This window comes from Campylobacter sp. CCS1377, assembly GCF_040008265.1.
Classification (GTDB): domain Bacteria; phylum Campylobacterota; class Campylobacteria; order Campylobacterales; family Campylobacteraceae; genus Campylobacter_D.
Genome location: NZ_CP155620.1, coordinates 727535 through 748547 on the forward strand (window position 1 = coordinate 727535; position 21013 = coordinate 748547).

Annotated in this window: 25 protein-coding genes; 12 read left to right on the forward strand and 13 right to left on the reverse strand. The window is 31.5% G+C overall.

Going from position 1 to position 21013, the window contains the following annotated elements:
• Window positions 1-123: 123 nt before the first annotated feature.
• Window positions 124-396 carry a 30S ribosomal protein S15 gene (rpsO, locus tag AAH949_RS03695; protein WP_134239123.1) on the forward strand — a complete coding sequence of 91 codons (273 nt, stop codon included), beginning with the start codon at window positions 124-126 and terminating at the stop codon, window positions 394-396.
• Window positions 397-458: 62 nt separating this feature from the next.
• On the opposite strand, the gene rseP is transcribed toward rpsO, so the two are convergent.
• From rseP to AAH949_RS03720, 5 genes are all read right to left on the reverse strand, one after another.
• Window positions 459-1565, reverse strand: coding sequence for an RIP metalloprotease RseP (gene rseP, locus AAH949_RS03700; RefSeq protein ID WP_348519017.1), 1107 nt, complete (start codon window positions 1563-1565; stop codon window positions 459-461).
• Window positions 1562-2095, reverse strand: a complete 534-nt coding sequence (gene pgsA, locus AAH949_RS03705; RefSeq protein ID WP_348519018.1) for a CDP-diacylglycerol--glycerol-3-phosphate 3-phosphatidyltransferase — start codon at window positions 2093-2095, stop codon at window positions 1562-1564. The genes rseP and pgsA overlap by 4 nt, the downstream gene beginning before the upstream one ends.
• A 93-nt stretch (window positions 2096-2188) precedes the next feature.
• A complete protein-coding gene (locus AAH949_RS03710; RefSeq protein ID WP_134239120.1) occupies window positions 2189-3118 on the reverse strand; it encodes a ribose-phosphate pyrophosphokinase in 930 nt (309 codons plus the stop codon).
• A gap of 72 nt (window positions 3119-3190) precedes the next feature.
• Window positions 3191-3973: a CheR family methyltransferase gene (locus AAH949_RS03715; RefSeq protein ID WP_134239119.1), complete on the reverse strand. Its 783-nt coding sequence runs from the start codon at window positions 3971-3973 to the stop codon at window positions 3191-3193.
• 3 nt (window positions 3974-3976) lie between these two features.
• On the reverse strand, window positions 3977-4531 hold the full coding sequence (locus AAH949_RS03720; protein WP_134239118.1) for a CheB methylesterase domain-containing protein: 555 nt from the start codon (window positions 4529-4531) through the stop codon (window positions 3977-3979).
• 141 nt (window positions 4532-4672) lie between these two features.
• On the opposite strand from AAH949_RS03720, the gene rpiB reads away from it, so the two are divergent.
• The 6 genes from rpiB to ychF are packed head-to-tail and all read left to right on the forward strand — an operon-like array spanning window position 4673 to window position 9132.
• On the forward strand, window positions 4673-5107 hold the full coding sequence (rpiB, locus tag AAH949_RS03725; protein ID WP_134239117.1) for a ribose 5-phosphate isomerase B: 435 nt from the start codon (window positions 4673-4675) through the stop codon (window positions 5105-5107).
• Window positions 5107-5439, forward strand: coding sequence for a hypothetical protein (locus AAH949_RS03730; RefSeq protein WP_134239116.1), 333 nt, complete (start codon window positions 5107-5109; stop codon window positions 5437-5439). Before rpiB ends, AAH949_RS03730 begins: the two co-directional genes overlap by 1 nt.
• Entirely contained in the window at window positions 5436-5984 is a 549-nt protein-coding gene (apt, locus tag AAH949_RS03735; protein ID WP_134239115.1) for an adenine phosphoribosyltransferase, read from the forward strand. The genes AAH949_RS03730 and apt overlap by 4 nt, the downstream gene beginning before the upstream one ends.
• Before the next feature lie 4 nt (window positions 5985-5988).
• Window positions 5989-6588: a DedA family protein gene (locus AAH949_RS03740; RefSeq protein ID WP_134239134.1), complete on the forward strand. Its 600-nt coding sequence runs from the start codon at window positions 5989-5991 to the stop codon at window positions 6586-6588.
• Window positions 6578-8032, forward strand: coding sequence for a leucyl aminopeptidase (locus tag AAH949_RS03745; RefSeq protein WP_348519019.1), 1455 nt, complete (start codon window positions 6578-6580; stop codon window positions 8030-8032). Before AAH949_RS03740 ends, AAH949_RS03745 begins: the two co-directional genes overlap by 11 nt.
• The gene (gene ychF / locus AAH949_RS03750) at window positions 8029-9132 is read left to right on the forward strand and encodes a redox-regulated ATPase YchF (protein WP_134239113.1); all 1104 of its coding nucleotides are present in this window, start codon (window positions 8029-8031) and stop codon (window positions 9130-9132) included. Before AAH949_RS03745 ends, ychF begins: the two co-directional genes overlap by 4 nt.
• A 1-nt stretch (window position 9133) precedes the next feature.
• On the opposite strand, the gene AAH949_RS03755 is transcribed toward ychF, so the two are convergent.
• Window positions 9134-9760: a Crp/Fnr family transcriptional regulator gene (locus tag AAH949_RS03755; RefSeq protein ID WP_348519020.1), complete on the reverse strand. Its 627-nt coding sequence runs from the start codon at window positions 9758-9760 to the stop codon at window positions 9134-9136.
• An 80-nt stretch (window positions 9761-9840) separates the two neighbouring features.
• Here AAH949_RS03755 and AAH949_RS03760 point away from each other — a divergent pair, with 80 nt between their 5' ends.
• Window positions 9841-10785, forward strand: a complete 945-nt coding sequence (locus AAH949_RS03760) for an SLAC1 anion channel family protein (protein WP_348519021.1) — start codon at window positions 9841-9843, stop codon at window positions 10783-10785.
• On the opposite strand, the gene AAH949_RS03765 is transcribed toward AAH949_RS03760, so the two are convergent.
• A complete protein-coding gene (locus AAH949_RS03765) occupies window positions 10777-11688 on the reverse strand; it encodes an AEC family transporter (protein ID WP_348519022.1) in 912 nt (303 codons plus the stop codon). The genes AAH949_RS03760 and AAH949_RS03765 overlap by 9 nt on opposite strands.
• Window positions 11689-11772: 84 nt before the next feature.
• Complete coding sequence (dnaE, locus tag AAH949_RS03770; protein WP_348519023.1) at window positions 11773-15372, reverse strand: DNA polymerase III subunit alpha; 3600 nt, start codon at window positions 15370-15372, stop codon at window positions 11773-11775.
• Between the two features lie 135 nt (window positions 15373-15507).
• Between dnaE and AAH949_RS03775 the strand changes: the two genes are divergently transcribed.
• A complete protein-coding gene (locus AAH949_RS03775) occupies window positions 15508-15750 on the forward strand; it encodes a SelT/SelW/SelH family (seleno)protein (protein ID WP_348519024.1) in 243 nt (80 codons plus the stop codon).
• A 16-nt stretch (window positions 15751-15766) separates the two neighbouring features.
• Here AAH949_RS03775 and AAH949_RS03780 read toward each other — a convergent pair whose 3' ends face one another.
• The 3 genes from AAH949_RS03780 to folD are packed head-to-tail and all read right to left on the reverse strand — an operon-like array spanning window position 15767 to window position 17333.
• Window positions 15767-16336: a DJ-1 family glyoxalase III gene (locus tag AAH949_RS03780; protein WP_348519025.1), complete on the reverse strand. Its 570-nt coding sequence runs from the start codon at window positions 16334-16336 to the stop codon at window positions 15767-15769.
• The gene (locus tag AAH949_RS03785; RefSeq protein WP_166739677.1) at window positions 16333-16479 is read right to left on the reverse strand and encodes a hypothetical protein; all 147 of its coding nucleotides are present in this window, start codon (window positions 16477-16479) and stop codon (window positions 16333-16335) included. The genes AAH949_RS03780 and AAH949_RS03785 overlap by 4 nt, the downstream gene beginning before the upstream one ends.
• On the reverse strand, window positions 16479-17333 hold the full coding sequence (folD, locus tag AAH949_RS03790; RefSeq protein ID WP_348519026.1) for a bifunctional methylenetetrahydrofolate dehydrogenase/methenyltetrahydrofolate cyclohydrolase FolD: 855 nt from the start codon (window positions 17331-17333) through the stop codon (window positions 16479-16481). The genes AAH949_RS03785 and folD overlap by 1 nt, the downstream gene beginning before the upstream one ends.
• A gap of 79 nt (window positions 17334-17412) precedes the next feature.
• On the opposite strand from folD, the gene AAH949_RS03795 reads away from it, so the two are divergent.
• From AAH949_RS03795 to AAH949_RS03805, 3 genes are read left to right on the forward strand one after another with little or no spacing between them, the layout of a single operon-like run.
• Entirely contained in the window at window positions 17413-17763 is a 351-nt protein-coding gene (locus tag AAH949_RS03795) for a c-type cytochrome (RefSeq protein ID WP_134239105.1), read from the forward strand.
• Complete coding sequence (hemL, locus tag AAH949_RS03800; protein ID WP_348519027.1) at window positions 17760-19040, forward strand: glutamate-1-semialdehyde 2,1-aminomutase; 1281 nt, start codon at window positions 17760-17762, stop codon at window positions 19038-19040. The genes AAH949_RS03795 and hemL overlap by 4 nt, the downstream gene beginning before the upstream one ends.
• Window positions 19037-19294 carry an AtpZ/AtpI family protein gene (locus AAH949_RS03805; protein WP_134239103.1) on the forward strand — a complete coding sequence of 86 codons (258 nt, stop codon included), beginning with the start codon at window positions 19037-19039 and terminating at the stop codon, window positions 19292-19294. The genes hemL and AAH949_RS03805 overlap by 4 nt, the downstream gene beginning before the upstream one ends.
• A 27-nt stretch (window positions 19295-19321) precedes the next feature.
• On the opposite strand, the gene ilvA is transcribed toward AAH949_RS03805, so the two are convergent.
• The gene (gene ilvA / locus AAH949_RS03810; RefSeq protein WP_348519028.1) at window positions 19322-20533 is read right to left on the reverse strand and encodes a threonine ammonia-lyase; all 1212 of its coding nucleotides are present in this window, start codon (window positions 20531-20533) and stop codon (window positions 19322-19324) included.
• The gene (locus tag AAH949_RS03815; protein ID WP_134239101.1) at window positions 20530-20973 is read right to left on the reverse strand and encodes a CoA-binding protein; all 444 of its coding nucleotides are present in this window, start codon (window positions 20971-20973) and stop codon (window positions 20530-20532) included. Before AAH949_RS03815 ends, ilvA begins: the two co-directional genes overlap by 4 nt.
• Between the last annotated feature and the right edge of the window lie 40 nt (window positions 20974-21013).

The window sequence follows — 21013 nt, forward strand, 5'->3', positions numbered from 1 at the left end:
TTTTCTGCTTAATGGCTTAAATTTATTATTTTTTCGCAATAAAATATAATTTCAGTTTTATTTTTGTTTTCTCAGAGTATAATTCTAATTTTTATAAAAAAATCTACCAATCAGGAGGTCATGATGGCTTTGGATTCGGCTAAAAAAGCAGAAATAGTTGCGAAATTCGCTAGAAAAGCAGGAGATACTGGTTCTACGGAAGTTCAAGTTGCACTTTTAAGTGCTAGAATTTCAGAACTTACAGAACATTTAAAAATCTATAAAAAAGATTTTTCGTCTCGTTTAGGTTTGTTAAAATTAGTAGGTCAAAGAAAAAGACTCTTGGCTTATCTTAAGAGAACAAATTATGCTAGTTACACAAAATTAATTAGCGAGCTTAATCTTAGAGACAAGTAATTTTTTGCCTTCTTTAATTAGAAGGTGATTTTTCTTCAACTTGATATAATCTTCATATTTTCTTAAAGTTTTAATAATCTTGCAATATCATTATAGGTTGCAAAAAGCATTAAGCTTAGAAGTAAAATCATTCCTCCATAACTTAAATACTCAAATACTTTAGGATGTACTTTTTTTCCAAAAAGCATTTCATAGATATTAAATACAATATGCCCACCATCAAGCATAGGTATAGGAAGTAGATTTAAAATTCCAAGATTAATCGAAATTAAAGCTGTAATGAAAAATAACACCACTAAACCATTATTTGCAGCTTTTGAAGTCACATCAACCATAGTGATGATACCCCCTAAATTTTGAGGATCTATCTGACCTGCGATGAGCTTTACAAGTCCTTTGACAATAAGTAAGGAAGCATTGATACTTTCATCAAAAGCAAAGTATACAGAGTCTAAGCCGGTATGATAAATTTTAGTAGTATTGGTGCTTTGAGTGATACCTAATAAAGGTTTTTGTATGGGTTGTAAAAATTCATTATAGCCTGTTCCGATTTTTGGTGTTAGAGTGACATTAAGTTTTTGATCGCCTCTTTGTATCAATAGCGTTGTTTCTTTTGGGCTTAAAAATTTAGAAATTTCATCAAAACTTTGAATAGCTTTTCCATCAATGGCTAAAATTTTATCTCCTGCTTGTAAATTTGCCATTTGTGCTGCAGAATCTGGCATAATTTTTCCAATTTGTGCGGCCGGTTTTATGAGTCCTAAATTTCCTATGGCAATATAAAGTAAAAAAGCTAGAAAAATATTAAAAAAAGGTCCAGCAACCAAAATGTAAATTTTCTTTAAGGGGCTTAAAATACTATAACTATCTTTGTCGTAATTTTCTTCCGTGGGATTTAAATCATCTTGACCCTTAAGCTTAACATAGCCACCAAGTGGTAAGGCTGAGAGCCTGTATTCTGTATTTTTATAAGTTTTTTTTATTAAGGTTTTGCCAAAACCTATGCTAAAAACTTCAACCTTTACACCTAGCGATTTTGCAGCTAGGAAATGGCCAAGCTCATGAAAGAAAATTAAAAAAGATATCACTAAAAGCGTGACAAGAAATTCAAAAGAATAAAATTTAAAGCCAATGATTAAAATAATTAATAAAAATAACAAAGTTTTCATTGTTTTCCTTTGATGTGTTTAATGTAAGTATAAACATATTCAAAACCAGAGTACAAAGTAAGAAAAAGAGCTATATAAAGCAAAAATTGCGCAAAAGGCCATTGCATAATTAAAAAAATAATTGCAACCATTTGAAAAGCGGTTTTAAGCTTTCCAAAAAAAGAAGCACCGACGCTTAAGTTTTCGCTTAGCATCACCACTCTAAATCCTGTAATAAAAAACTCGCGTACTAAAATAAGATATATAACCCAAACATCAGCTCTTTTAAGCACTAAAATTCCTATAAATGCAGCCAAGATAAGCATTTTGTCCGCCAAGGGATCTAAGATGGCGCCAAGTTTTGTAGTCTGATTCCAAGTTCTAGCAATATAGCCGTCAAAAAAATCTGTCAAAGCAGCGATCCCAAAAGTCAAACAAGCAAAATAATTAATCCAGCTTTGATGGATATTTTCAAAATGATAAGTGAGTAAAAAAAATAATAAAGGAGCTAAAAAAATCCTTAGACTAGCAAGTATATTAGGTAAATTCATTATAAACCTCAAAAAAATAAAATATCTAAATTTTAATCAAAAATAATAAATATTTAAAGATTTTTGATATTTATAATCAAAAATCTTTATTTTTTAAATAAATAAAGAATTTACGCTTTCATTATGATAAACTCTGCGAATAACTTCTCCGAAAATTGGGGCAACGCTTAAAACTTTAATTTTGCTATTTTCTTGTTTTAAAGCTATAGTGTCGGTAACTGCCAGCTCATCTAAAGCATCGCTGGCAATTCTTTCGTATGCAATACCACTTAAAACCGCGTGAGTACAACAAGCCATAACTGATTTTGCGCCTTTTGATTTAAAGACTTCTGCGGCTTTGACTATACTTCCAGCTGTATCGATAATATCATCGACTAAAATCACTTCTTTATCTTTTACATCGCCAATTACATTCATCACTTCGCTTTCATTGGCTCTTTCTCTTCGTTTATCGACAATAACAATATCAAGTCCTAAATTTTTAGCCACACTTCTAGCTCTTGCTACTCCGCCAATATCTGGACTTGCTATGATAGGGTTTTTAAAATTTTTTGCTTTAATATAATCATTAAAAACTATGCTTCCATAAAGATTATCAACGGGTATATCGAAAAATCCTTGAATTTGTCCTGCATGTAAATCTATAGTTGCTACACGATTAATTCCAGCAGCTTGCATTAAATTCGCCACAAGTTTCGCTGTAATAGGTACCCTTGGAGTCGCTTTTCTATCTTGTCTTGCATAGCCAAAATAAGGCACAATTGCTGTGATGGAATTTGCACTCGAACGACGCAAGGCATCGGTTAAAATAAGAAGTTCCATTAAATTATCATTTGTTGGCGCACAAGTACTTTGTATGATAAAAACATCTTTTCCGCGCACGCTTTCGTCTATTTGAACGCTAATTTCGCCGTCGCTAAAACGCTTTATGCCTGATTCGCTTAAGGGTAAAGAAAGATATTTTGAAATTTTTTTAGCAAATTCTATATTTGCAGAACCAGAAAAAATCTTATAACCTCGCATTAATTCAACCTTAATAAAGAAAATTAAAAGCAGTATTTTATAACATTAAGGCTTAAAAAAATAAAAATTTTTTTAAAGCTTTTCATAATAAACACCTTTTGAGCTAAAGACTTTTTTAAAGTAAATATTTTCAGGTACTAAATCAGCATTTCCTATATAAAGTCTTCCTGTAGTGCTAAGAAGTTTGTAGAAATTTTCTAGCAATTTTATTTTAGAATCATAATCGAAATAAATCATCATATTTCTTGAAACAATGATATCAAATTTGCTAAATTGAGGAAATTTGGGATCAAAAACATTATAAAGCTCAAAACGACAATTGCAAATTTCTTTCTTATTTATAGTGTAAAATTCATCATTTTGGGTAAAAAATTTCTTTTTTTCTATTTCACTTAATCTTTGCAAGGTGCGTCCTGTATATTTTCCAATTTTGGCTTTATTTATCATTTCATTATTAATATCTATGCCAGTAATTTGTAAATTTTTAACGAAATTTTGTGCCCCAAGTATAGCTAAAGAATATACTTCTTCACCACTAGAACAGGGTGCGCTAAGGATATTGACTGTTCTGTCTAAACTTTTGGCATAAAAAATAATTTCTTTAAGTTGAGTGAGTTCTCTGTGGAAATAGGTTTCATTGATGGTAATGAAGTCAAGTGTATTTTGTCTTAATTCTGTGTTGAATTTTAATTTAGCAACAAATTCTTTAAAATCAGTAATATTAAAGCGTTTAAAAAAAGTACTAAGTTTGAGGGGTAAAATATCTTTTTTATCACTTAAATCAATTCCGCTGATTTCATTAATAATTTTTATAAATTCATAAAGTTCTTGTTCATTGATATGAAAATTGTTCATCGCCTATTCCTGTTCTACAAAATGGATAATTTCTCTTTTTATTTCATTAAGACTCATTTGTTTTAAATGCGGATTTAACTCTTTGGCTTTTTTTGGCATTCCATACACAATACTATCTTCTTCGCTTTCGCAAATACATTTAGCACCAGCCTTGTAAAGTTCAAGCATCGCTTTAGCACCATCATCTCCCATTCCAGTGAGAATAATGGCTAGAATTTTATTGGTTTTTGCTAGTGAAATAGCTGAATGAAAAAGCAAATCAACACTTGGTTTAAAATTGGTTGTTTTTTGACTATGAGTGGCACTTAAATTTAAATTTCCGTTCAATACAGTGTTTTTTTGGCAAATGTAAATTTTATGAGTTAGCAATTCTTTATCTTGAAGCGTTGTAACTTCACTTAAGGCTTCTTTGTTAAATTGTTTTGCAAAAGAAGGAATAAAGTCTAAACTCATATGTTGAGCAATAACAATACAAGTATTTTTAATATCAAGGTCTTTTAGCAAAAATTTAAGCTGATTGGGTCCGCCTGTAGATGAACCAATGAGAATGATTTTCATAAATACAACCTTTTGCTTTGGTTTTTTATTGTAATTTTTGAAAAATAAAATTGTTTTTAGGATAATGACAAAAGAAAGCTTTTTTTATGTTTAATTATGTTAAAATTAATGCTTATTTTGAAAATTTTAATGGAATTTTTAATGCTTAAAGAAAAAATTTATATTGCTAGCGATCATGCGGGTTTTGAGTTAAAAAGCAAAATTTGTGCATTTTTTCAAGAAAAAAATATTGTTTTTGTGGATTTAGGCACAAAGGATACACAAAGTTGTGATTATCCTGATTATGCACATTTGCTTGCAAATCATATGGATGAAAATAGTTTTGGAATTTTAATTTGTGGCACAGGTATTGGAATTTCAATCGCCGCAAATCGTCACAAAGGTATTCGTTGTGCTTTATGTAATGAGCCTTTGAGTGCTAGACTTGCTAGGGAGCACAATGATGCTAATGTTTTGGCATTAGGTGGAAGATTGACAGGGTTTGATTTGGCATTTGATATCATTGATAAATTTATTAATACAAAATTTCTAGCAGGCAGACATTTAAGACGAATTGAAAAAATAGAGGTGTGGTGATGTTTTCAAATTGGTTGATTTTAACTGTATTAATTTGTATTAGTATTTATTTGATTGTAATGTTGTTTTACTACAAAACCTTACTTCATAAAGAAAAAATTTCTAAAGATTCCATTAAAAACAATCTTGATGATACTGAAATTGTCATACGCAAACTTCAGGTGCAACTTCAAAGAAGTTTAGGAAATATTGATATTTTAACCGAAGAATTAAATAAAATCAAAAGCGACTTGACTTCTTTAAGGACTAGAAATTCTCAGTATCGTTTAGAAAATGATAAATTAAGACAAAGAATTAAAGAATTAGAAGCAAAAATAGAGGCATTGTTATGATAACTTTAACGCAAGAAGAAAAAAAATATTTACTTGATTCTATTAGGATTGTTCCAAATTTTCCAAAAGAAGGAATTATTTTTAGGGATATTACAACACTTTTGAGCAACAAAAAAGCTTTAGAATTTTTACTTTCACATTTGGCGGAGCGTTATAAATATATGAACCTAGATTTTATTACTGGAATTGAAAGTAGGGGTTTCATTTTTGCCTCCATGCTTTGTGCGAAATTAAGTATCCCTTTTGTTCCTATTAGAAAGCCAGGAAAATTGCCTTATAAAACTTTCACTTGTCATTATACTTTAGAATATGGAAGTGATAGTATAGAAATTCATCAAGATGCTTTTAGTGGAGTTAATGAAGCTAAGGTTTTGTTGGTCGATGATTTAATTGCTACTGGTGGAACGGCTTTGGCATCTTGGGAGTTGATACAAAAAGCAGGAGCGAAATGTGTAGAGGCTTGTTTTTTGATCAATCTTAAGGATTTAAATGGAGCTAATGAGCTGGCAAAATTAACTCCTGTTTATAATGTTTTAGAGTTGTAAAATGATAGAAGAAAATTTGAAAGAATTATTGCTCCAATACAAAGATTGGGCTTACTTAATTATATTTTTGTGGTGCATTTTAGAAGGTGAGATGGCTTTGATTTTAGGTGGAATTTTTGCCCATGAAGGCCATGTGAATTTGGCAATGATTGTTTTTGTCGCTGGACTTGGTGGTTTTGTGGGTGATCAAATTTATTTTTACATAGGAAGATATAATAAAAAATACATTCAAAAAAAGCTTAAAACACAAAGGCGTAAATTTGCAGTTGCACACTTACTTTTGCAACGATTTGGTTGGCCTATAATTTTCGTGCAACGCTATATGTATGGATTTAGGACGGTTATTCCTATGAGTATAGGTATAACCAGATATAGTTCGAAAAAATTTGCCTTTATCAATCTTTTAAGCGCTTGGGTTTGGGCGGCTATTACAATATTGCTTGCTTGGTATTTTGGAGGGCAAATTTGGCAGGCAGTGACTTGGGCTGAGCAGCATTGGTATTACGCTGCTTTGATTATCATTAGTTTTATTTCTCTTTTGCTTTTTGGATTTAAGCAAATGGAGAGAGCGATTTTAAGTAAAAGGAAAAAAAATGAATTTTGAATTGAGTGCAAAAAAAATCACACAAATAAAAGCAGATTTTGAAGTTGTTTTTATACAGGATAAAAATTTAAAGAATTTTTCTAAAGCTAAAGATTTATTTAAAATCAATGATTATAAAGGCGAGGGAGCTTGTCTTGATTTAGCAAATAAAATTCTTTATATTGAGCTCAAGAGTTTAGAATATGAAGATATTAGAATGGCTTGTTTTAATATCTATAAAACTTTATCAAAATTAAATATTAAAAGTATAAAAATTCCAAGCATACTAGGAAAATGCGTTGTGATGAGTTTTTCATCTTTGGTGCAAGGTTTTAAATTTGGCGTTTATGAATTTAATAAATATAAAAGCGAGAAAAAAATCTCAAGTCTTGAAAAAATCATTATTTCCTATGAGGAAATTAATGGCAAGGAATTTGATAAAAAAGAGGCGCAAATTGGTATTAATATGGGAGAGATTTTGGCAAATGCTACTAATTTTACTAAAGATATTGTCAATGAAATTCCACAAATTTACACCCCTTTAAAAATGGCAGAAGATGCTTTAAGTCTTGCTAAAGAAAATAAAGATATCACATGCAAAGTTTATGATGAAAAATTCCTAAGCAAAGAAAAAATGAATGCTTTCTTAGCGGTTAATAAAGCTTCTATACACCCACCGCGTTTGATTCATTTAAGTTATAAGCCAAAAAATGCAAAGCAAAAAGTGGTTTTTGTTGGTAAAGGACTTACTTATGATAGTGGGGGCTTGAGTCTTAAACCTGCTGATTATATGCTTACGATGAAAGCAGATAAAAGTGGTGCTGCAGCTGCAATGGGCATCATTAAAGCGGTGGCCGAGTTGAAATTGGATATTGAAGTGCATTCTGTGCTTGGTGCAACGGAAAATATGATCGGAGGAGATGCTTATAAACCTGATGATGTTTTAATTTCTAGAGAAGGTGTAAGTATAGAGGTTAGAAATACTGATGCGGAAGGGCGTTTAGTATTGGCTGATTGTTTATCTTTTGCTCAAGATTTAAAGCCTGATTTACTCATTGATATGGCAACCCTTACAGGAGCTTGTGTTGTGGGACTTGGAGAATTTACAAGTGCCATTATGGGAAATAATGAAGATTTACAAAATGATTTTTATCAAACAAGCAAAAAAAGTGGAGAATATACCACGGTATTGCATTTTAATCCCCATTTAAGAGAGCTGATAAAATCTAATATTGCCGATGTAAGCAATACTGCATCAAGTCGTTATGGTGGAGCGATTACCGCTGGGCTTTTTTTAGATAAATTTATTCGTAAAGAATATAAAGATAAGTGGTTGCATCTTGATATAGCAGGACCTGCGTATTTGGAAAAAAGTTGGGGCTATAATGCTTTTGGAGCAAGTGGAGCAGGGGTTAGAATGTGCATTGCGTATTTATTAAAACTTTCTTCAAAGGTTATGAAATGAGTTTATCGGTTGGAATTGTTGGCTTGCCTAATGTTGGGAAATCCACGACTTTTAATGCTTTAACAAGAGCTCAAAATGCTCAAAGTGCGAATTATCCTTTTTGCACCATAGAGCCTAATAAGGCTATGGTGCCTGTTCCTGATTCTCGTCTTTTGAAACTCGCACAGATTGTAAATCCGCAAAAAATTCTACATTCTGTTATTGAATTCGTTGATATTGCAGGACTTGTTAAGGGCGCAAGTAAGGGCGAGGGACTTGGCAATAAATTCCTTTCTAATATACGCGAAACGGAAGTGATTTTACATATTGTGCGTTGTTTTGATGATGAAAATATCACCCATGTTGAAGGTAAAGTAGATCCTATTCGCGATATAGAGATTATCAACACAGAGCTTATCTTAGCCGATATCGAACAACTTGGTAAAAAAATAGAAAAATTAAATAAAGAAGCTAAGGCAAATGCTAAGGGTGCTAAGGAGAGTTTGGAGCTTGCAAATTCTTTATTGGAGCATTTAAATAAAGGTTTGAGTGCTAGTTCTTATAGTGAGCGTGATAGTGAGATTTATAAGAATTTAATCAAAGAGTTAAGATTGCTTTCTGCTAAGGAAGTGATTTATGGTGCAAATGTTGATGAAGATGGAATCTTAGAAGATAATGATTATGTAAAAGCTTTGAAAAACTATGCCAAAGAGCATAATCATGAAGTTATTAAACTTTGTGCGAAAATTGAAGAAGAAATGGTAGGCTTAAGCGAAGAAGAGAGTAATGAGTTATTGCAATCTTTAGGTGTTGAAAATAGTGGCTTAGAGCAAATCATTCGCACAGCTTTTGCAAAATTGAATTTAATCAGCTATTTTACAGCTGGCGAAATAGAAGTTAGATCTTGGACTATCCATAAGGGTTGGAAAGCGCCAAAAGCGGCAAGTGTGATACATAATGATTTTGAAAAAGGTTTTATTAAGGCTGAGGTGATTAGCTTTGATGATTTTATTGCTTATAAAGGCGAAAGTGGCGCCAAAGAAGCTGGAAAACTTCGTTTGGAAGGAAAAGATTATATCGTCGCAGATGGCGATGTGATGCATTTTAGATTTAATGTTTGATTTATTTTAGCAAGGTAATTTCTTTACGACCCAGTGAAATTTCTCCTTGCTTTTCCATTTCTTTTAGTATTCTTGAAATGGCCTCCCTTGCGCTTCCTAGATGATTAGCTATTTCTTCATGGGTAAGTGTGATTTTATTATTTTGTGAATTTTCTTTTAAAAAGATACGAATTCTTTCAATGAGTGGTGTAAATAAGGCGTGTTCTAAAACACTAATGAGATTTGAAAAGCGTTTAGAAATAATGTTTAGAGTATAGTCATTGATGCTTTGATATTTATTTCTTATTTTGGTATAAATTTTTGCAGGAATAATTAAAATTTGAGAATCTTCGCTGCTTTCTAAGATGATATTATAATTAATAGAATTTAAAGCACAGTTTGAACAAATAACGCATTCTTCGTTTTTAATAAGTTTAAAAATAGTAATCTCTTTTGCATTTGAAGAGATGATATAAGCTCTTAAAGTTCCATACGCCATGATAACAAAACCCAAGCAATCATCTGTGCTTGCAAGCTGAGTTCCTTTGCTTAAATTTTTAAAATATGCATTTGATTTAATTTCTTCTAAGTCTTCGTTTGCAAGTTTAAATTTTTTAAAAAAATTATCAATTAATTCTTCTTTAGTCATAAAATTACCTTTTTTTGTAGCAAAATCACAAAACATTTTTTTATATTATAGGATAATTCCACAAAAAAAAGGATATGAGTATGCATAAAATTAAGAATTTTCCCATAATGTTTTTTGCTGTGATTATGGGTATGGGTGGATTTTCGCTTGTTGTTTTTGCTTTGAGCGAAAAATTTAAATTTTCTTTAGTGTTTTTTGATATTTTCAGAGTGATAAGCACTTCGCTTTTTATGATTATAGTTGTGTTTTATCTTATGAAAATCATTTTGTATTTTAATGCTTTTAAAGCCGAAATTAATCATCCCATTAAGATTAATTTTACTGCTACTTTTTCTATTTCTTTGCTTATTTTAGCAATGCTTTGGAAAGATTTTCCTGTGTTTTATCAAAGTCTTTTTTATATAGGTCTTGTTTTTCAAACCTTTATTACCTTTTATGTGATTTCTTTTTGGATTAAGAATAATTTAGAGATCAAACACTCCAATCCAGCTTGGTTTATACCTGTGGTTGGAAATTTAATCGTCGTAATTGCAGGTGAAAAAGAGTGGGCTTGGCTTTGGTATTATTTTAGCATAGCGATGTTTTTTTATGGGATATTATTTAGTATTATTTTTTATAGAATTTTATTTCACGATCAATTGGCAATGAAATTTATCCCAACAATGTTTATTATGCTTGCACCTCCTGCAGTTGGCTTCTTATCTTATGTAAAAATTGTGGGCTATGATTTGTTTGCGCAAAGTCTTTTTAGCTTAACTTTGTTTTTTAGTTTTTTATTGTTTTTTATGTTTAAAAGTTTTTTTAAACTTAAATTTTTTCTCTCGTGGTGGGCTTTTACTTTTCCAAGTGCAGCAGCAATTTTAGCAATTTTGAAATTTTATGAATTTTCTCATGAGAGTATCTTTTTATATTTTGGGGTGTTTTTGTTTGTGATTTTATGTATTATGATGCTTTTGGTGGGTTTTTATACTCTGAAAAATATCATCAATCAGAGTATATTTGAAGAAGAGCCTGTTTTAAAGTAAAATCCAAGTGAGTAAAGGCATGGAAATAAAAGCAAACAAAATTCCAAATGCAACTGCACTAACGGCTAGATTAGTGTCAAGCTTAGCTTTCATTATCATTGCACCTGCTAGAGTCATTGTTGGCATAGCTGATTCTAGTATTGCAACATTTAAACTAGAACTAAAATTAAGATGAAAAATTTTTACCAATACAATAAAAATCAAAGGAGCAAGTAGCATTTTTGCTCCAATAACAATCAATGTGCTTTTATATGAACTTACAATGGCTGAAAAACCAAGACTTAAACCTATGGCAAATAAAGCTACTGCGGTAGCGCAAGAGCCAAACATTTTAATGGGTTCAAAAATAAATTCTGGGATATAAAACATTTTGCAAAATATACCACCAACAAGTGCTATAAAAGGTGGAAAAGTGATAATTTTTTTAATATTTTGCAATAAATTCACTTTTTGCTCGCTTGCTAAAGATAAAACGAGTGGTCCAAAAAGCGAAATAGGCAAGGTTGTTGCTAGTGCATCATAAAGTATAATTTCTCCTATAAATTTTGGATCAGGATAAATACCAGAAATGATGGGAATACCTACAAAAAGTGTATTTCCAAAGCTTGATAATAAAAACATACTCACTAGAGTGGTTTTTGAAAAATGAAAAATTTTACCCAATAAAACACTGATTAAACCCGCTAAAATACAGGAACTAAGTCCAAGTAAAATTATTAAAATGAGTGTAAAATCGAGCGTTAAATGATATACTTTTTCAAAGATTAAGCAAGGTAAAGAAAAAATAATGGCAAAGTCTAGAAAAGTTCTTGATTGTTTTTGCTTTAAAATTTTAAAGCGTTTTGCGAGATAACCACCGCTTAATAGAGTAAATACGGTAAATAAAGGAGTAAAAATAAACATCGTTTTTCCTTGAGATTTAAAAAACGACGCAATTATAATACTTGAAATTTAAAAAAAATCTTAAGCAAAGATTTATCTTTGCTTTTATATGGCTGTTTTGCTTAGAATTTTTTCGCTAATAGAATCTGAAATCACAAAATCTGTGTGATAAAGCAGACAAGATCCAGCACTTATGACTTTTAATACAAGTTTTTTGTTGCCTGCTTCGTTTGGATTATGCGCATTCCTTGCTAATTCGTGGATTTCATAGATTAATTCTCTATTTAAACGACTTAAATCAAGCTCGATAATATTTTTTTCAAATTCTTTAGGCTCTTTTACAAAATCATTATCGCGTTTTTTCTCATTGTATTTTTTGAAGCTTTTTTGTGCTTTAAAATCTTTATCTTTTACTTCTTCTAATTCAAAAAAATTACTCAATCTAAAATTTAAAGAACCTTCTTTATGATCATAGCCTAGTAAAAATGCGTAAGCTTTTTGTTTTTTCTCTTCGTCTTTAAAAATTTCTTCTAAATCATTAACAAAGCTTTCAAAAACAATGACATCAAAATTTGAATAAAAATCAAGCAACTGCATTTTTGCGTATCTTTTGCCACTTTTACTCATTAAAGATTTAAAATCTTCAATGCGACCTATACTTAAAATTTCACCATTTCCATTTAAATTTTCAAAATCTATACTTTTATAATAATCAATTCCTTCAATATCTTTATTGAATTTATCCAAAGGATGGCCTGAGAGATAAATGCCTAAAATTTCTTTTTCATAGCCTAATTTTTCCATGAGCTCAAATTCGCTATTATTGATATTGATGCTGATTTTAATGTCTTTTGAGATTTCTTCTTCTCCAAAAAGTGAATCTTGTGCATCTCTTCTTACTTCAGCAATTTTTCTACTTGTTTCGGCTAATATTTCAAGATTGTCAAATAAACATTTTCTTGTATAGCCAAATTCATCAAAAGCACCTACTTTGATTAAATTTTCTAAGGTTTTTTTGTTGATTTTTGCCGGATTAATTTTGTTAAGAAAATCATCAAGATCTTTAAATCCTTCTTTTGGTCTTATTTCCATAATATTTGTAACCGCAGGAATTCCAACACTTTTAATTGCACCTAAGCCATAGATAATACCATCTTTACCATTTTCTAACTCAATAGCACTAAATTCCCTTTGAGCTTTGTTAATATTTGGCGGAAGTAGTTTAATATCCATTCTTTTCATCTCTTCGATATAAACTGCAACTTTTTCAACTTTGTTTTCTTCGCTAGTAAGCAAAGCAGCCATAAATTCACTAGGATAGTAAGTCTTTAAATATGCTGTTTGAAAAGTGATAAGTGCATAAGCTGCGGAATGAGATTTATTAAAACCATATCCTGCAAATTTAACGATTAATTCCCAAAGATCTTCCGCTTTTGATCTATTATAGCCTTGTTTTTCTGCTCCATCAGCAAATTCACTTTTTAGTTTTTTCATTTTTTCTGGATCTTTTTTACCCATGGCACGACGCACCACATCCGCTCCACCTAATGAAAATCCACCTATAATTTGAACGATTTGCATAACTTGTTCTTGATAGACAATAACCCCATAAGTAGGTTCTAATACACTTTCTAAAACATCAAATGGGTATTCTATCTTCTTAAGTCCGTGTTTTCTGTCGATAAAATCATCAAGCATTCCTGATTCCATAGGGCCCGGACGATAAAGTGCCAAAACCGCGATGATATCTTCGAAACGCTCTGGTTTTAATCTAGAATTTAGACTTTGCATACCGCCCGATTCTATTTGAAATATCCCTAAAGTATTACCACTTTGTATGGTTTTATAAACTTTAGGGTCATTTACATCAATAGCCTCCCAGACAATATCTTTGTTGTATCGTTTTTTTATGAGCTTAATGGCATTGTCAATAACTGTAAGGGTTTTTAAGCCCAAAAAGTCAAATTTAATTAAATCTACATCTTCTAAATGATCTTTAGAATATTGAGTAACCAAATGTCTTTCATCGTTTTTGCTTTGTCTAAAAAGCGGAGTTTTTTTCCATAAGCTTTCATTAGAAATCACAACTCCAGCAGCGTGCATACCAGCGTTTCTATTAAGCCCTTCAAGTGCTTTTGCATACTCCCAAACTTGATGACCCTTGGGATGACGATCGATAAATTCTTTAATTTTCGGTTCTTTTTCAAAGGCATCGTCTAGGGTAATTTTTAATTCTTCAGGGATAAGTTTAGCAAGTTCATCTGCATCAGGAATACTCATATCGCAAACCCTTGCAACATCGCGAATCACACCTTTGGCTAAAAGCTTACCAAAAGTAATAACTTGCGCTACTTTATCAGCTCCGTATTTATCGATCACATAATCAATCACTTCAGCACGCCTATCTTGGCAAAAATCCACATCAATATCGGGCATTGACACCCTTTCTGGATTTAAAAAACGCTCAAAAAGTAGGTTATAAGGAAGAGGATCTAAATCTGTAATTTTTAGACAATAAGAAACTAAACTTCCTGCCGCAGAGCCCCTTCCAGGACCCACTGGGATATCCTTATCCTTGGCAACTTTTATAAAATCATGAACTATAAGCATATAGCCTGAAAATTTCATATTTTTTATAATATTGATTTCAACTTCAAGTCTTTTTTTATATTCTTCGTGTTTGCTTGCATCAATGAATTTTAATCTTTCTTCTAAGCCTTTCTTGCATAAAAACTCAAAAACCACATCGTCATTATCAAAACTAAATTCGACTTCTTCTTGAGGCAAGTTAATGTCGTATTCTTTAGCATATTGGCGTGTAAATTTAAAATTTGGTGGAGTGGGATTGCCTAATTTTAATTCTAAATTGCATTTATTGGCAATTTCTTGAGTGTTCTCAATCGCTTCTGGAATATCTGCAAAGAGTTCGCTCATTTGTGCTGGAGATTTAACATAAAATTCATGAACACTGTGTCTTAGGCGGTTTGGATCGTCTAATTTTACGCCCATTGCTATACACATAAAAACTTCATGCGCGCTTGCTCTTTCCTTAAAAGTGTAATGTGTATCATTTGTGGCAATGATTTTAATGCCTAATTCTTTAGATAATTTAATGATTTGATTATCAATAAAAAGTTGATCTCCTATGCCATGACGCATTATTTCAAGATAAAAATCATCCCCAAAAACTTCTTTATACCACAACGCAACTTCTTTTGCAGCTTCATAGCCTTTAGCACCAAATTTTTGATTTTTTTCACTTTTTGTATTAAGATGCCAATTTACCTCACCTTGCAAGCAAGCTGAAGAACAGATTAAGCCTTCGCTGTGTTTTTTTAAAAGCTTTTTATTGATACGCGGATAATAATAAAGTCCGTGAATATAGCTTTGGGAGCTTAGATACATTAAATTTTGATATCCAATTTCATTTTTAGCATAAAGACAAAGATGAAAGCGTTGTCTTGAGCTTCTATCGTTTAATTCTTCGCCATTGTGCAAATAAGCTTCTATGCCAATGATGGGCTTTATACCTTGTGCTTTCATGGTTTGATAAAAGTCAATCGCTCCAAACATATTTCCATGATCAGTCATTGCTACACTGGTTGCGCCTTGTTCTTTTAAGGTTTTGGCTAATTCTTTAAGTTTATTAGCTCCATCGAGCAAAGAATATTCTGTGTGTAAATGAAGATGGGTAAATTGGCTCATTTTTATCCTTGTATTTTTTTGGAAGAAATTATAAAATTTTGTCGCTGAATTTGAAAGAATTTATAACTAAAATTAAGCTAAAATTTCTTACTTTTGTTTTAAAATGGAAACTTAATTTTTTTAAAGGATTTAGTGATGAAAGTAAAAATTGCTTATTGCAATCTTTGAAATTATCAACCACAAGCTGCAAGGGTTGCAGAAGAATTACAAAATGATTTCAAAGACATTAAAGTGGAATTTGAAATCGGTGGTAGAGGTGATTTCATTGTTGAGGTGGATACTGAGGTGCTTTTTTCAAAAAGAGGCTTGATAGCTTGTGAAAGCGAAAGATTTCCTGAAGTTGGTGAAATCACAAAATTAATTAAAGCAAGGAAATAAACCCTTGCTTTAATTATCACTTAGTTAGCGGAATTAACATACCCTCATAAAGAGCCTTATAAATTTCTTCTCCGCAAAGTATTTTGGCAAGTTCTAAACCAAAAAGAATGGCAGTTGCTGGACCGGCTGCTGTGATGATATTTTTATTTACAACAACGGCTTTGTTTAATCTTGTTCCTTTAAGTCCCGCTTCACAACCTGGGTAGCAAGTGAAATTTCCTTCCAGAACTCCTGCGGTATTTAAAACTATAGGTGAGGCACAAATTGCGGCAACGATTTTTTCATCAGCGTGTAATTTTTTGATAATGTTTAGAATTTGAGAATTGTTTTTTAAATTATTCATTCCTTCAAATCCACCTGCAAGTGCTATAGCATCAAGTTCCTTTGCTTCTATAGCTTCTAAGGAGCAATCTGCTTTTATTACAATACCATTAGCCCCTTTGACTAAAAGCTCTTGATTTAAAGCTGCAATGATAACTTCTAAATTTTTATCCATCTCGCCTGCTCTTTTTAAAACATCGGCTATACCTATAAATTCAGCTTCTTCAAAGCCTTGTGCTAGAGGAATTAGAATTTTTTTACTCATTTTTTCTCCTTTTTGTTAAATTGTTTATATTTTTCTTCTTTTTCTTTTGCTTTAATTCTCATTTGATAATTAAAGCCCAAAATCAAAAAAACCATAAAAGCAACAAATAAAGCAGTGATAATAAAATCTAAAATTTCTTGCATTATTTTTTAACCTTAAGACGGTTTTGTGCTGATTTGATTGTATTTTCAAGTAGTATAGCTATAGTCATAGGACCAACACCACCAGGCACGGGAGTGATAAAACTTGCTTTTTTGCTTACATTTTCAAAATCTACATCACCAACTATTTTGCCATCCACTCTATTAATACCTACATCAACAACAATTACTCCATCTTTAACCATATCTGCTTTTAGTAGATCAGGACATCCAGCTGCAACGACTATTAAATCAGCATTTTTGGTATACATTTTCAAATCTTTTGTTTTAATATGGCAAATGCTTACACTCGCACCTGCATTTAATAATAAAGCAGACATAGGTTTTCCTACGATATTTGACGCTCCAATCACTACAGTATCTAAGCCTTCAAGGTTGATATTATATTCATTTAATAAACGCATAATTCCAAAAGGTGTGCAAGGCAAAAATCCGTTTTCAAATCCTAAATTTAAATAGCCGACATTATTAGGATGAAAACCATCAACATCTTTAAGGGCGCTAATGTTTTCTAAAATAAGATTTTTATTGATGTGACTTGGTAGGGGTAATTGGACTAAAATTCCATCCACGCTATCATCGTAGTTAAGAGTATTAATAAGTGCTAAGAGCTCATTTTGTGAAGTGCTAGCTTCAAGTTTATAGACTAAAGACTTGATACCGCAAGCTTCGCAGGCTTTTGCTTTACTATTAACATAGGTTTTGCTTGCCTCATCATCACCAACTAAAATTACAGCCAAACAAGGCTCAATCCCTTGTGATTTTAAATTTTCAGCCTTTTTACTCAGTTCGTTTTTTACTTTGACGCTAAGTTTTTTGCCATCCAATAAAACCATAATTTTCCTTAGATATTTATATTGTTTTAAAATAAAAATTGTATCATACTAGAACTTCTTTTTTATTTAAGGTTAGAATTTGAAAATAATATTTTTTTGTATTTTAAGTGCGGTAAAACTTTTTTGCGAAGATTTTATTACTTTTCAAGAGTATGCTAAAATGCTTTATGAAAATCCTCGTGGCATAAGTTGTAAGCATTGTCATGGGGAAGATGGTAGAGAGCAAATTTTGGGATATTATGAGAAAAAGAGGCAAAAAATTCCTTTTGTAGTTCCAAGTATTCAAAATTTAGATTATGAAAAATTTAAAAATTCTTTAAGTGAAGACAAGGAAGGTAAAAGCATAATGCCAACTTATTCTTTAACTGAAAATGAAATTTTAGCTTTATATAATTACATCAAACAACTTAATAAGGAAAAGAAAAAATGAAAAAAACAAACACAAATGCTTTTAAGCAAGCCTGTGAATACATAGTTGGTGGAGTTAATTCACCTGTGCGTGCCTTTTTAAATGTGGAAAGTGAGCCGATTTTCATTGATCATGGAAAAGATGCTTTGCTTGTGGATATTGAAGGAAAAAGCTATATTGATTATGTTCAAAGTTGGGGACCTTTGCTTTTTGGGCATTGTGATAAGGATATAGTGAAGGCTTGCAAAAAAGCCTTAAAAAAAGGCTCAAGTTTTGGTGCGCCAACCTTGGCTGAAACAAAGCTTGCAAAGCTTGTGTTGCAAGATTTTCCTCATCTTAGCAAAATTCGCTTTGTAAATAGCGGCACTGAAGCGACTATGAGTGCTATTCGTCTTGCAAGAGGTTTTACGGGTAGAGAAAAGATTATGAAATTTGAAGGTTGTTATCATGGGCATTCTGATTCTTTGCTAGTGAGTGCAGGAAGTGGGGCTGCGACTTTTAATACTCCAAGTTCTTTGGGAGTTTTAAATGAACTTGCGCAAAAAACTTTAGTAGCAACTTATAATGATATACAAAGTGTTAAAGCTTTATTTGATGAGCACAGGGATATTGCTTGCGTTATTATTGAGCCTATTGCTGGAAATATGGGCTTAGTGCCTGCTAAACAAGAATTTTTGGAAGAATTAAGTGAATTATGTAAGGAAAATGGAACTTTGCTTATTTTTGATGAGGTTATGAGTGGTTTTAGGGCTTCTTTTTTGGGTTCTTATGGTATTAATCATATTGAAGCAGATATCGTGACTTTTGGCAAGGTAATAGGTGGTGGTATGCCTGCGGCTGCTTTTGCATCAAGGGATGAAATTATGAATTTTTTAAGTCCTTTGGGTGGGGTATATCAAGCAGGAACTTTAAGTGGTAATCCTTTAGCAATGGCTGCTGGAATTGCGAGCATTAAAAAAGCAAAAGAGGATAAAAATTTATTTGAAAGGCTTGGAAAATTAGCTCGTAGATTAACTTTAGGTTTTAGTGAAGCTGCTAAAATTAATCAGATTCCTTTTCAAAGTGTTTATGTTGGTTCTATGTTTGGATATTTCTTTAATGACAATGAGATTTTAAATTATCAAGATGCTTTAAAATCTGATCTGAAATTATTTTCCAAATTTCATCAAAATATGTTAAAAAGAGGTGTTTATCTTGCTCCGTCTCAATTTGAAACAGGTTTTATTTGTGATAAAATGAATGAAAAAATTATTGACTTCACCATAGAAGCTGCTTATGAAAGTTTTAAAAACCTATGAGTAATAAAAAACAAAAAATTATTAAAAAAACCATAGAAGCTGCCGATGGACTAAGTCTTGGAATTTCTATGGTTGTAGCGGTTTTGATTGGCGTAGGACTTGGGTATTTGATGGAAAAATTTTTTAATTATGCTCCACTTTTCTGGTTGGGGGTTTTTTGGGGTATTGCGGGAGCGATTTTAAATGTTTATAAGGCTTACAAGGCACAAGTAAAAAGTTATGAGGAATTTAAAAAAGAAAACCGATATAAATAATTTCAAAGGCTTTCAAACCTTTGAAATTTAAATACTTTCAGTAAAATTAAAACCCTTATCATTTAAGATTTTTCTTACTTCTTCTTGATGTTCTCTACCCTTTGTCTCAAGAGTGATAGAAATCATAGCATCGCCGTAATCAAGTTGGGTAGAGAAGCGATCGTAATCAATTTTAATGATATTAGCATTTGCACTTTTTAAACTGTCTGTAAGCTCAAGTAAAGCTCCTGGTTTATCAATGAGTGTAACATTGATTTTCATTTTTCGATGCGCCTTACTTAAACCTTTTTCTATGATGATATTTAGCATTTGCACATCGATGTTTCCACCACTTAAAATTACTCCGATTTTTTTTGAATCCTTAAGATTTATTTTATGATGTAATAAAGCTGCCACAGCAGAAGCTCCAGCGCCTTCGACAATGATTTTATGTTTTTCTAATAGAAAAAGAACAGCATTTGCAATTTCTTTATCATCAACTTGGACAAATTCATCTACGCTTTCTAAGATAATATTTAAATTGATAGAATTTACATCTCTAACAGCGATACCATCAGCTATAGTGCGTACTGATTTGGAATTTTTTGCTTTTTTAGAGTGAAAGCTTTCATACATCGCAGGAGCACCTTTAGCACTTACTCCGATGATTTTTATATTTGGATTAATTTGCTTTGCGGCACTTGCTACCCCACTGATGAGTCCCCCGCCACCAACAGGAATAATAATGGTATCAAGATCGCTGACATCATCTAGCATTTCAAGCATTAAAGTCCCTTGTCCTGCCATAACAAATTCATCTTCAAAAGGATGAATAAATACCAAACCATGTTCTTTTGCGTAATTAGTGGCAAAAATATAAGCCTCATCAAAATTATCCCCTTTAAGAATAACTTTTGCACCTAAATTTTTAGTCGCACTTACTTTTAATAAAGGTGTGGATTCAGGCATCACAATGATAGCTTCTATGTCAAATTTTTTAGCACTTATAGCAACGCCTTGTGCGTGATTTCCAGCACTTGCAGCTATAACCCCTGCCTTTTTTTGCTCTAAATTAAGATTGGCGATTTTGTTGTAAGCTCCGCGGATTTTATAAGCTCCAGTAATTTGTAAATTTTCATTTTTAAGATAGACGCTAGCTTGACAGAGCTCACTTAAAAATGAAGAGTGAGTAAAAGGAGTTTTTATTGCAAAATCAGCAATTTTTTGTTTGGCTTGGTAAATTTTGTTTAATTCTATCATTGTTTGTCCTTGTTTAGTTTCTCAAATTCAACCCAAATGCAACGATCTTGCATAAAATTAATATGATTTTGCATACATAAAGTTTTAATTTCATCGTTGATGATTCCAACTTGAAGCCAGAAATTTTTAATATTTTTCTTAAGTATGATAGGAAAAAGAATTTGTGCAAATTCAGCTTTTCTAAACATTACAACTGTATCGATTGTATCGCTGATCTCATCTAAATTTCGATAAACTTTTTCGCCTAAAATTTCATCGCAACTTGGATAAATAGGATAAATTTTAAAACCTGCTTTTTGTAAATTTTTAGCAACAAAGTGACTTGCCTTATTTTCATCAGGACTTAAGCCTACAATGGCAATATTTTTTGTGTGCTCTAAAATATTTTTGATTTGTTTTGTTGTTTGTTTGTCGTTAAATTTAATTTCGCAACTTTGCATTGTATTTCCATAAAATTTAAAAATTAAAAACTATAATCAT

What these genes read in the sequence shown, in the direction of transcription:
- rpsO (WP_134239123.1), top strand. Translation starts at nt 124, where the DNA reads ATGGCTTTGGATTCGGCTAAAAAAGCAGAAATAGTTGCGAAATTCGCT.
- rseP (WP_348519017.1), bottom strand. Translation starts at nt 1,565, where the DNA reads ATGAAAACTTTGTTATTTTTATTAATTATTTTAATCATTGGCTTTAAA.
- pgsA (WP_348519018.1), bottom strand. Translation starts at nt 2,095, where the DNA reads ATGAATTTACCTAATATACTTGCTAGTCTAAGGATTTTTTTAGCTCCT.
- AAH949_RS03710 (WP_134239120.1), bottom strand. Translation starts at nt 3,118, where the DNA reads ATGCGAGGTTATAAGATTTTTTCTGGTTCTGCAAATATAGAATTTGCT.
- AAH949_RS03715 (WP_134239119.1), bottom strand. Translation starts at nt 3,973, where the DNA reads ATGAACAATTTTCATATCAATGAACAAGAACTTTATGAATTTATAAAA.
- AAH949_RS03720 (WP_134239118.1), bottom strand. Translation starts at nt 4,531, where the DNA reads ATGAAAATCATTCTCATTGGTTCATCTACAGGCGGACCCAATCAGCTT.
- rpiB (WP_134239117.1), top strand. Translation starts at nt 4,673, where the DNA reads ATGCTTAAAGAAAAAATTTATATTGCTAGCGATCATGCGGGTTTTGAG.
- AAH949_RS03730 (WP_134239116.1), top strand. Translation starts at nt 5,107, where the DNA reads ATGTTTTCAAATTGGTTGATTTTAACTGTATTAATTTGTATTAGTATT.
- apt (WP_134239115.1), top strand. Translation starts at nt 5,436, where the DNA reads ATGATAACTTTAACGCAAGAAGAAAAAAAATATTTACTTGATTCTATT.
- AAH949_RS03745 (WP_348519019.1), top strand. Translation starts at nt 6,578, where the DNA reads ATGAATTTTGAATTGAGTGCAAAAAAAATCACACAAATAAAAGCAGAT.
- ychF (WP_134239113.1), top strand. Translation starts at nt 8,029, where the DNA reads ATGAGTTTATCGGTTGGAATTGTTGGCTTGCCTAATGTTGGGAAATCC.
- AAH949_RS03755 (WP_348519020.1), bottom strand. Translation starts at nt 9,760, where the DNA reads ATGACTAAAGAAGAATTAATTGATAATTTTTTTAAAAAATTTAAACTT.
- AAH949_RS03760 (WP_348519021.1), top strand. Translation starts at nt 9,841, where the DNA reads ATGCATAAAATTAAGAATTTTCCCATAATGTTTTTTGCTGTGATTATG.
- AAH949_RS03765 (WP_348519022.1), bottom strand. Translation starts at nt 11,688, where the DNA reads ATGTTTATTTTTACTCCTTTATTTACCGTATTTACTCTATTAAGCGGT.
- dnaE (WP_348519023.1), bottom strand. Translation starts at nt 15,372, where the DNA reads ATGAGCCAATTTACCCATCTTCATTTACACACAGAATATTCTTTGCTC.
- AAH949_RS03780 (WP_348519025.1), bottom strand. Translation starts at nt 16,336, where the DNA reads ATGAGTAAAAAAATTCTAATTCCTCTAGCACAAGGCTTTGAAGAAGCT.
- AAH949_RS03785 (WP_166739677.1), bottom strand. Translation starts at nt 16,479, where the DNA reads ATGCAAGAAATTTTAGATTTTATTATCACTGCTTTATTTGTTGCTTTT.
- folD (WP_348519026.1), bottom strand. Translation starts at nt 17,333, where the DNA reads ATGGTTTTATTGGATGGCAAAAAACTTAGCGTCAAAGTAAAAAACGAA.
- hemL (WP_348519027.1), top strand. Translation starts at nt 17,760, where the DNA reads ATGAAAAAAACAAACACAAATGCTTTTAAGCAAGCCTGTGAATACATA.
- AAH949_RS03805 (WP_134239103.1), top strand. Translation starts at nt 19,037, where the DNA reads ATGAGTAATAAAAAACAAAAAATTATTAAAAAAACCATAGAAGCTGCC.
- ilvA (WP_348519028.1), bottom strand. Translation starts at nt 20,533, where the DNA reads ATGATAGAATTAAACAAAATTTACCAAGCCAAACAAAAAATTGCTGAT.
- AAH949_RS03815 (WP_134239101.1), bottom strand. Translation starts at nt 20,973, where the DNA reads ATGCAAAGTTGCGAAATTAAATTTAACGACAAACAAACAACAAAACAA.